Below are 9,303 nucleotides of genomic sequence, written 5' to 3'. Positions count from 1 at the left end.
GCCTTAAATTTGGCTCAATTAGGGGCGCTTTGCATTTCAAATCTTTGTGCAACAAAGCCGTGAAGAGTTATGGAAAGCGCGTTTACCCGTAGGTAGCCAAGGTACACCGATGAGCTACATTTCTCCAAAAACAGGCAAGCAATATGTGGTCATTTCCGCGGGTGGGGCACGTCAGTCGCCTGATCATGGTGATTATGTGGTTGCGTATAGCTTAGCCGATTAAAACGTTTTATTGTATGGGAAGCCTGTCGAGATGATAGGCTTCCTATTTTTATGGTAATAACAAGCAAGGAAATATTGTGCGATTAACTTATTTGATACCTGCGCCTTTTAAACAAGCCTTATTGACTGCGGTTATTCTACAATCTATGCATGCTTATGCAGAAACGACAGAATATCAACTTCCTGTCATCACCGTCCAAGCGGTACATATCGATAGCGAGTTGTTATCGACTTCTGCATCCATTCAAAAAGTCCAAGCGGCTACAGTACAAAACAATGTCAATGTGAATCTATCTGAAGTATTACAAGGGGTTGCAGGCTTACAAATTAATAACCGTGAAAACTATGCGCAAGACTTGCAGATTTCGATGCGTGGCTTTGGCGCTCGTTCGACTTTTGGCGTGCGTGGCATTCGGATGTATGTCGATGGTATTCCTGCGACCATGCCTGATGGTCAAGGGCAAAGTTCCAATATTGACCTCAATAGTTTGGATCACATCGAAGTGCTGACAGGGCCATTTTCATCTTTATATGGTAACTCATCAGGTGGAACCATCTTGGCTGAGACCAAAGAAGGACAAGGGAAAGACTCAATCCAAGTGGGACTCAATGCAGGCAGCCACCATAAGCAACAAGCCAATATCCAATTACAAGGGGGTTCTGAACAGGCCAATCAACCCGCTTATGTGATTAGTTCCTCTTATTTTGATACCGATGGTTTTCGAGACCATAGTGCAGCGCAAAAAGTACTGAATAATGCCAAACTGACATGGAACTTAGAGGATGGCAGTAAAATCAACTGGGTGATGAACCGTGTCGATATTGATGCCGACGACCCACAAGGTCTAAAGCATGAGCAGTGGAAAGCCAATCCAAAACAAGTCAATGACAGCAAAAACACCTATAATGTCCGTAAAGAAATTGAACAAACCCAAACAGGACTGACGTGGACTAAGCCGCTGAATGATCAGCAAGAGCTATATAGCATGTTCTATTTGGGCAACCGACAGGTCGTACAATATCAGTCAATTCCTAAATGTGGGATAAATAAAGTTACAGGGGAATGTATACCAAACTCTTCACAACTTAATCCTCGCCATGCAGGTGGCGTAATTGACTTTGACCGAGATTATTATGGTGCGGACTTCCGTTGGACAGGGAAAGAAGTTTTACCGAATATAACTTTAGTTGCAGGTGTGGCTTTAGACCGGATGGTCGAAGACCGGAAAGGTTATGAAAACTATGATGATACTGGTCGCTATGGCGTGAAAGGTGATTTACGCCGTAATGAAAATAATACCTTGTGGAATTTAGATCCATATGTACAAGCCTCATGGCAGTTCTTACCCACGTGGCATCTTGATACAGGTTTACGCTATAGCAATGTACATTATGAGTCAGATGATCATTACATTGTAGCTGGCAATGGTGATGACAGTGGTTCAACGGATTATCAAAAATTATTGCCTTCCGTGGCTTTAGGCTGGGAAATTTTACCTGAACTTTATGCTTATGCCAGTTATGGTAAAGGCTTTGAAACTCCAACCTTTACCGAAATGGCTTATCCGACATTGGCCACATCGGGAATTAATTTCGATTTAAAACCTGCAAGCAGTGATACCTATGAGCTGGGGTTAAAATCCCAAAACGCATTTGGAATGTTTACATTGGCAGTTTTCAATACTGTTACTAAAAATGACATCGTGCCTGATGATGCCAATGCGGGACGCAATACATTTCGTAATGCAGAGCAAACCTTACGACAAGGCGCTGAGCTGGCTTGGCAACACCAGCTTTGGCAGGATCTAAAACTTAGTGCAAGCTATAGTTATTTGGACGCCACTTTTGATGCCGATATTGCAGCAACCACCACCAAGCCTTTGATTGAAAAAGGGACATATATTCCTGGAATTGCTAAAAATCAAGCGTTTACCCGTATTGCATGGCAACCTGAACAGGGCTTCCAAGCAGGCTTAGAAGCACGCTATATGGATAAAATTTATGTCGATGATATCAACTCAGATACTGCACCAAGTTATACCGTTGTGGCTGCAAATGTCGGCTATTTATGGGTAAACCGTGACTGGAAAGTCAACAGCTATGCCCGAGTCGATAATTTGTTTGACCGTAACTATGTTGGCTCAGTGATTGTGAATGACGGCAATAGTCGCTTCTTTGAACCTGCCGATGGTCGAAACTTTAGCGTTGGCATGAGTGTAACCAAAGCCTTTTAATGGAAATGGTTTGGCTAGGGAAAAATGCTGCATAGCCAAACCAGATGAATCGCGCCATGCGACTGCAAAAAACGCTTTTGTATGGCGCATAATCTATTTATGAATGGCTTTGATATTCCTGAATCACTTCCAGCGCAGCGCGGAACGCCTCTTGAGTCGCAGGTGCGCCGCAATAAGGCAAACTGTGTAAAAGGACTTCTTGAATTTCTTCAACCGTTGCACCGTTATTCAACGCACCACGAACGTGACCTTTCAGCTCAGTTGGACTTTTTTGTGCCGTCAAAAATGCAATAGTAATTAACGAGCGATATTTACGCGGTAAAACACCTTCACGTTGCCATGTTGAGCCCCAAGCATGTTCATTAATCCAGTCCTGCAAAGGTTGGGTGAAAGGTACAGTATTGTCTTGAGCACGTTTAACAAAAAATTCGCCCATGACTTCTGTGCGAACTTTTAAACCATTTTCATAATCTTGTTGTGACATGGGAACCTCTGAATGTGGAATGCAAATATAGTAGCCGAGCGGCTTAGTTTTTCATCAGCTATTTGGGTTAAAAAGATGTGCCCGGGAGTCATCATTCGCTAAATTCGGGAGTATAGAGATGCTCTTGAACAAGGTGATGATGGTTTTTATGTCTGATTTAAAGGCTATAAAGAAGCCTTTTCTAACTGAAAATCTTTTTGATTGAGCCCAATAAGAAAGCAGACGAAGCTGCTTTGAATGATGCTGTTTTGTATTTAAGCGGCTTTAAAGTCATTGATGATAAGTTCTAATCCAGTCGCTTTCTGGATTTGTTCTAGGCTCACATCGCTTGCCAGTTCAACCAGTTTCATACCTTCAGCAGTGATATCCATCACGCCTAAGTCAGTAATGATACGGCTGACGACAGCTTTACCCGTGAGTGGTAGGGTACATTGAGGCACAATTTTTGGCGTGCCATCTTTGGCACAGTGTTCCATCAGAACCACGACTTTTTGTACACCAGAAACCAAGTCCATAGCACCGCCCATGCCTTTGACTTTTTTACCCGGAATCATCCAGTTTGCCAAGTCGCCTGTTTCAGAGACTTCCATTGCACCTAAAATAGCAATATTGACATGTCCACCCCGAATCATGGCAAAAGATTCTGAGCTTGAGAAAAATGCAGCCCCTTTACGTGCGGTGACAGTTTGTTTTCCTGCATTAATCAAGTCTGCATCGACTGCATCACGGGTTGGAAATTCATCAATGCCGAGTAAGCCATTTTCTGACTGTAACCAAACATTGATCCCTTCTGGCAAATAATTGGCCACTAAAGTCGGTAAGCCAATACCTAAGTTGACATAAAAACCATCTTCGAGTTCAAGGGCAGCACGCTGCGCCATTTCATTACGTGTCCAAGCCATGATTAAGCTTCCTCTGCTTTAATGGTCAGTTGTTCGATCTGCTTTTTGGGAGTGGCGTTCAGTACCACACGGTTGATGTAGATACCTGGTAAATGGATGTCATCTGGATCGATTTCACCAATTTCAACCACTTGTTCAACTTCGGCAATGGTGAATTTGCCTGCCATGGCACAGTCAGGGTTAAAGTTACGTGCTGTTTTACGGAATACCAAGTTGCCGGCTTTATCGGCTTTGTAGGCTTTCACTAAAGCAATGTCCGCAGTAAGGGACATTTCTAGAATATGCGGACGACCATCAAAGTCGCGGACTTCTTTGCCTTCGGCAATGAGGGTGCCTACACCTGTTTGGGTGAAAAATGCAGGAATACCTGCGCCGCCTGAACGTAGTTTTTCTGCGAGTGTACCTTGCGGGGTGAGCTCAACTTCAAGCTCACCATTGAGATACTGTCGCTCAAACTCTTTGTTTTCACCGACATAAGAGGCAATCATTTTTTTAATTTGTTTGGTTTCTAATAATTTACCTAAACCGAAGCCATCCACACCTGCATTATTTGAAATACAGATTAAACCTGTGACACCTGTATCTTTTAAGGCATCAATTAATGCTTCTGGAATACCACAGAGGCCAAAACCACCCACGGCAACAGTTTGATTATTGGCAACCACATCAGCCAATGCTTCGGCTGCATTTGCGACGACTTTATTCATCTTTTATATCCTGATCTTCCTTGCTTGTTATTTTTTTAGCATTGCGCTGTACTTTTTAGAAATTGAATCTTTCTAACGTATAATAAGAAAAACTCATTAATGCAGGATATTTACGGAGAAAAATAAATAAAAGAAGAGTCAAAGCATGTGGTAAAGCCATGCAAATAATCATACGGCTTATTCTGAGCTATCAAGGTTTAGCTTCAGTTTCGTCCAGAGAAGGGGAGAGAGCTTAGCTTAGAAATGATGCCAAAGTGTGGTTTCAATAAATTGGGACGAAATGTTAGACAGTTCATAATCTTTCTTATAAATAATGCCCACCGCGAGTTGTGCTTGATTGTCCTCAATTTCAACCAACACATTTTTTTCAAGATCGATGAATTTTTGGAAGTGTCGTGGAATAGCACTCACGCCCATACCGTAGGCAACAAAGTGTGAAAGCGAACTGATTTGGTGGCATTCGACTTTTAAATCCAGCACCACTTGATGCGCAGCACAATGTTCCTCAATCACATGGCGAATAATCGAGGGGTTTTGTAAGGTCACAAAAGGACAAGAGCAGAGTTCAAGCCATGTCACGCTTTTTTGTTTGGCTAAGACGTGGTGTTTGGGCAAGAGAGCTAAAAAGTCTTCATTGAATATAGGCTGAAAAATCAGTTGGTCATTGGCCTTGGGTTCAAAACAAATACCAATCTCAAAAATGCCTTCTTGAACCTTTTCAATGATTTTTTCATTGGTGATGTCATGGATTGAAAAACTGATGTTGGGGTGCTGCTGTGCAAAATCATGCATCACTTCGGGGAGTACCGCATGAGTGGCGAAGGGCATTGAGGCAATATTTAAAGTGCCACGGTTGAGTTTAAAGCGCTGTTTGACATCTTTTTCCATATCCTCCCAGTTGGCCAAGAGCTTTTTGGCATAGGGAATGAGGGACTGACCTTCAAGGGTGATTTCTACCCGACGCGTGTTGCGTTTAAACAGTTTTCCACCCAGTTCTTCTTCTAATGTTTTAATGCTTAAGCTCAGAGCTGATTGGCTCAGACATAGTTCATTGGCTGCATTAGCATAATTAAGCGTACGTGCAAGGACCAAAAAGGCTTTTAATTGTTTGAGTGTCATGAGCTTCCCTGAGCAATGATGCAACACGATGTTGAATGAAAATGAACGTGTTTTTCTCAAATGGTTTACATGAAAAATACAACAGACGGTCAAAACAGATCAAGTGATGGAAGTGGGTGCATTTTTATCAAGTCGTCAAAGCAGTATAAATCGAACAACTTGATAGTCTGTAAAAATATGTTTTAACTGAATGAAAAATATAAAAATAGTCATTTCGTGCGATTGTGAAATTTTAACTTTAACTTGATGCAATTAGTTTTATCAGTCTTGCTAGGGCTTGGATATTAATCAATTTTTCTTCTTACTCAATGATTATTTTCAAACAATGTGTGGGTTTATATGCATTATAGTCTGACCCATAAGCTGAAATATTAATGCTCTGATGGATAAATATAGTACATAGATCAGAGTGCAAATAGACATCTCGTCATGAGGGAAATAGACGGTCTATGAATGCGTATTCGGTCTTTCTACACAGGCTGATTGCACTGTGACTCAACTAGATTTGACATCATTCGCCATTAATATCACAGCACATCAAGACATATTTTCTTTAAGGATGGAGTAAAAAATATGTGGGATTTGGGTGTAATTTTATTGTCTCTTGGGCTACTGATGTATACAGCCTACAGGGGTTTTTCTGTCATTCTTATGGCACCAATTTGTGCCTTGTTAGCGGTTTTACTGATTAACCCCGCTAACGTTTTGCCTTTTTATTCAGGCGTATTTATGCCCAAAATGGTTGGGTTTATTAAAGATTATTTCTTGGTGTTTTTACTCGGTGCCATTTTCGGTAAAGTGGTTGAAATGTCAGGGATTGCAGAATCCATTGCCAAAACCATTGTGAACCTGATTGGTTCTAAAAATGCGATGTTAACTGTTGTACTTTTAGGGGCGATTTTAACCTATAGCGGCGTCAGTCTCTTTGTGGTGGTCTTTGCAGTTTATCCATTTGCAAATCAACTCTTTAGACAAGCCAACATTCCAAAGCGTTTGATTCCGGGAACCATTGCCCTTGGTGCATTTACCTTTACCATGGATGCCTTGCCGGGAACCCCGCAAATTCAAAACGTTATTCCGACGACCTTTTTTGGTACAGATATTTATGCAGCGCCTTTTCTTGGTTTGATTGGTGGTGTATTTGTTCTAGCAACGGGCCTGAGCTATTTGGAATGGCGTCGCCGTGTAGCTGCTCGAAATGGCGATGGTTATGCCACAGGTATTGAGCTGACAGAAGCCGAGCAACAACAACTTAAACAAAACTTAGATACAACATCAAATGGTTCTACCGCACGTCAATGGTTGGCTTTTGTACCCCTCATTTTAGTTGCCGTGACCAATAAGTATTTATCCACTGCAATTAAAGAATGGTATCCAAACGGTTTTGATTTCAATGCTATTGGACTTGCAGCTTACACCGTCGATGTTGCCAAAACTTCTGCCATTTGGGCCGTGGGTTTAGCCTTAATTGTGGGTATTATCGCGGCAATTTCATTTGATTTCCGTCGTGTCTATACGGGCTTCAAAGATGGTGTCAATGCCAGTATTGGCGGGTCTTTACTTGCCGTGATGAATACCGCATCTGAATATGGTTTTGGTGCGATCATTGCGGCTTTACCGGGCTTTGCGATCATTAGTCATGCATTGGGCAATACCTTTACCAATCCACTGGTCAATGGTGCGGTCACCACGACAGTATTGGCAGGCGTGACAGGTTCAGCCTCTGGCGGTATGAGTATCGCTTTAAGTGCGATGGCTGATCAATACAATGCTGCGATTCTAGCCATGGGGATTCCACCCGAAGTGATGCACCGTATTGTTGCGATGGCCTCTGGTGGTATGGATACCTTACCGCATAACGGTGCCGTGATTACCTTGCTTGCAGTCACAGGTTTAACCCATAAACAATCTTATAAAGACATTTTTGCCATCACCATTATTAAAACCATCGCGGTATTTGTTGCTATTGCTGCCTTTACTTGGTTTGGTATTGTTTAAGACTTTGGAATTAAAAAGAAGACAACGGAGTACATGATGAGTCAACTGTTAAAAGATAAAGTGGCATTTATTACAGGTTCAGCGAGTGGTATTGGACATGAAATTGCAAAGAAATTTGCCAGTGAAGGTGCCAAAGTTGTCATTTCTGATATGAATGCCCAGAAGTGTGCTGAAACTGTGGCGGCACTTCAAAAGCAAGGCTTTGAAGCATTGTCTGCGCCTTGCGATGTGACCGATGAAGAAGCGTATAAAGCTGCGATTGAACTGACTCAGAAAACCTATGGGCGGTTGGACATCCTCATCAATAATGCGGGTTTTCAGCATGTTGCAGTGATTGAAGACTTTCCAACTGCAGTCTATCAAAAGTTGATTAATGTCATGTTGGTGGGGTCGTTCATTGGCATTAAGTACGCATTTCCAATCATGAAAGCACAGCAGTTTGGTCGCGTGATTAATATGGCTTCGATTAACAGTCTGATTGGATTTGCTGGAAAGGCTGGTTATAACAGTGCTAAGCATGGTGTGATTGGTTTGACCAAAGTTGCGGCTTTAGAGTGCGCGCGCGATGGCATCACTGTGAATGCTCTGTGTCCAGGCTATGTCGATACGCCGTTGGTACGCGGTCAAATTCATGACTTGGCTAAAACCCGAAATGTCAGTGAACAAAGTGCATTAGAAGATGTGATTTTGGCGATGGTGCCGCAAAAACGCTTACTCAGTGTCGAAGAAATTGCGGATTATGCAATCTTCCTTGCCAGTGATAAGGCGGGTGGTGTAACGGGTCAAGCCGTGGTGATGGATGGTGGTTATACCGCGCAATAACTTAGCTCAGCACACGTTTAAAAATTGAAAAGCCTTGGATGTTCGTATCTGAGGCTTTTTTATAGCGATAGGTATTACAGAAATATCTAGGTTTAAATAAGTGGTGAGCTTGGTGAATGAGTCGGTAAATATAGAGTTATAGACTAAAGATTTTCAAATCCTTTCTCTTTTTCTGATTTATAGTTCAATGTTTAAACGTCTAGGATGGAAGATTTAATGTAGATCAATTAAATCAATAGATTAACGGTAAAATAGATGCATAACGATGATACAAATGAGCCTCAGAAATCACAAAATCAATAGGTACAGAAAACTCTCAGCACGGTATTCATTTGCTGATTGGGTATAAAAAACTAAATTTTAATAAAAATAATCAGTTTTAAATCAATAAAAAAAGATGGTTTTTATTTTTATCTTATTGAGTGGATTATTCTTTTATTAAAGAGCGTTGCAAATTAAAGCTTCTGCCATACTTGATTTTCATCATCAAAAGACACCGTAAAATTAAAACGAGAGTCCGCTGTTACCAAGTAACCTGTAGGTGTTTTCATGAGAACTTTGAGCACAGTGCCTTCTTCAAAGTTAATTGGTGGAAAGTCTTCTTTTGTCAGTGTGAGTGGTTTGATCAGTTCAAGTACTAGGGTTTCCATGTCATAGATCCAATAGTTTTTAATGAAAAGATAGTAGCATGAAGTCATTTTAAAATGTGCAAACTTTATTCTTTTATACATAAAATCAACAAGTAATCGTATCGTTGTCATAGAAATACCATTAGTGTATTCGCTTTAAATCCTAAGCAATTTTTTAGTTTGAAA

8 protein-coding genes and 1 pseudogene are annotated in these 9,303 nt (G+C 41.4%); 4 read left to right on the top strand and 5 right to left on the bottom strand.

From position 1 onward, the window contains the following. Window positions 1-61: 61 nt before the first annotated feature. Both ACF8FD_RS16380 and ACF8FD_RS16375 read left to right on the top strand, forming a co-directional pair. A pseudogene (locus ACF8FD_RS16380) lies at window positions 62-223 on the top strand (hypothetical protein); the annotation flags it as partial. Window positions 224-299: 76 nt separating this feature from the next. Beyond that, window positions 300-2,456 carry a TonB-dependent receptor gene (locus ACF8FD_RS16375; RefSeq protein WP_348649030.1) on the top strand — a complete coding sequence of 719 codons (2,157 nt, stop codon included), beginning with the start codon at window positions 300-302 and terminating at the stop codon, window positions 2,454-2,456. A 97-nt stretch (window positions 2,457-2,553) separates the two neighbouring features. On the opposite strand, the gene ACF8FD_RS16370 is transcribed toward ACF8FD_RS16375, so the two are convergent. The 4 genes from ACF8FD_RS16370 to ACF8FD_RS16355 all read right to left on the bottom strand — a co-directional run bounded on the left by ACF8FD_RS16370 (window position 2,554) and on the right by ACF8FD_RS16355 (window position 5,668). After that, window positions 2,554-2,940: a carboxymuconolactone decarboxylase family protein gene (locus ACF8FD_RS16370; protein WP_205667011.1), complete on the bottom strand. Its 387-nt coding sequence runs from the start codon at window positions 2,938-2,940 to the stop codon at window positions 2,554-2,556. 254 nt (window positions 2,941-3,194) lie between these two features. Then, window positions 3,195-3,842 carry a CoA transferase subunit B gene (locus ACF8FD_RS16365; protein WP_205667010.1) on the bottom strand — a complete coding sequence of 216 codons (648 nt, stop codon included), beginning with the start codon at window positions 3,840-3,842 and terminating at the stop codon, window positions 3,195-3,197. A gap of 2 nt (window positions 3,843-3,844) precedes the next feature. Further along, on the bottom strand, window positions 3,845-4,549 hold the full coding sequence (locus tag ACF8FD_RS16360; RefSeq protein WP_205667009.1) for a CoA transferase subunit A: 705 nt from the start codon (window positions 4,547-4,549) through the stop codon (window positions 3,845-3,847). Window positions 4,550-4,786: 237 nt separating this feature from the next. Beyond that, window positions 4,787-5,668 (bottom strand): LysR family transcriptional regulator, encoded by an 882-nt coding sequence (locus tag ACF8FD_RS16355; RefSeq protein ID WP_205667008.1) that lies wholly within the window; start codon window positions 5,666-5,668, stop codon window positions 4,787-4,789. Between the two features lie 573 nt (window positions 5,669-6,241). Here ACF8FD_RS16355 and ACF8FD_RS16350 point away from each other — a divergent pair. Then, complete coding sequence (locus tag ACF8FD_RS16350; RefSeq protein WP_078426036.1) at window positions 6,242-7,666, top strand: GntP family permease; 1,425 nt, start codon at window positions 6,242-6,244, stop codon at window positions 7,664-7,666. Window positions 7,667-7,702: 36 nt separating this feature from the next. Beyond that, window positions 7,703-8,488, top strand: coding sequence for a 3-hydroxybutyrate dehydrogenase (locus ACF8FD_RS16345; protein ID WP_205667007.1), 786 nt, complete (start codon window positions 7,703-7,705; stop codon window positions 8,486-8,488). Between the two features lie 455 nt (window positions 8,489-8,943). Here the strand turns inward: ACF8FD_RS16345 and ACF8FD_RS16340 are convergent, their stop codons facing one another. Then, entirely contained in the window at window positions 8,944-9,138 is a 195-nt protein-coding gene (locus ACF8FD_RS16340; RefSeq protein WP_004694700.1) for a hypothetical protein, read from the bottom strand. Window positions 9,139-9,303: the final 165 nt, after the last annotated feature.

It is taken from the genome of Acinetobacter sp. TYF_19, from assembly GCF_043105125.1.
Classification (GTDB): domain Bacteria; phylum Pseudomonadota; class Gammaproteobacteria; order Pseudomonadales; family Moraxellaceae; genus Acinetobacter; species Acinetobacter johnsonii.
The sequence above is the reverse complement of the archived record's forward strand: the minus strand, read 5'-3'. Positions and strand labels throughout refer to the sequence as shown.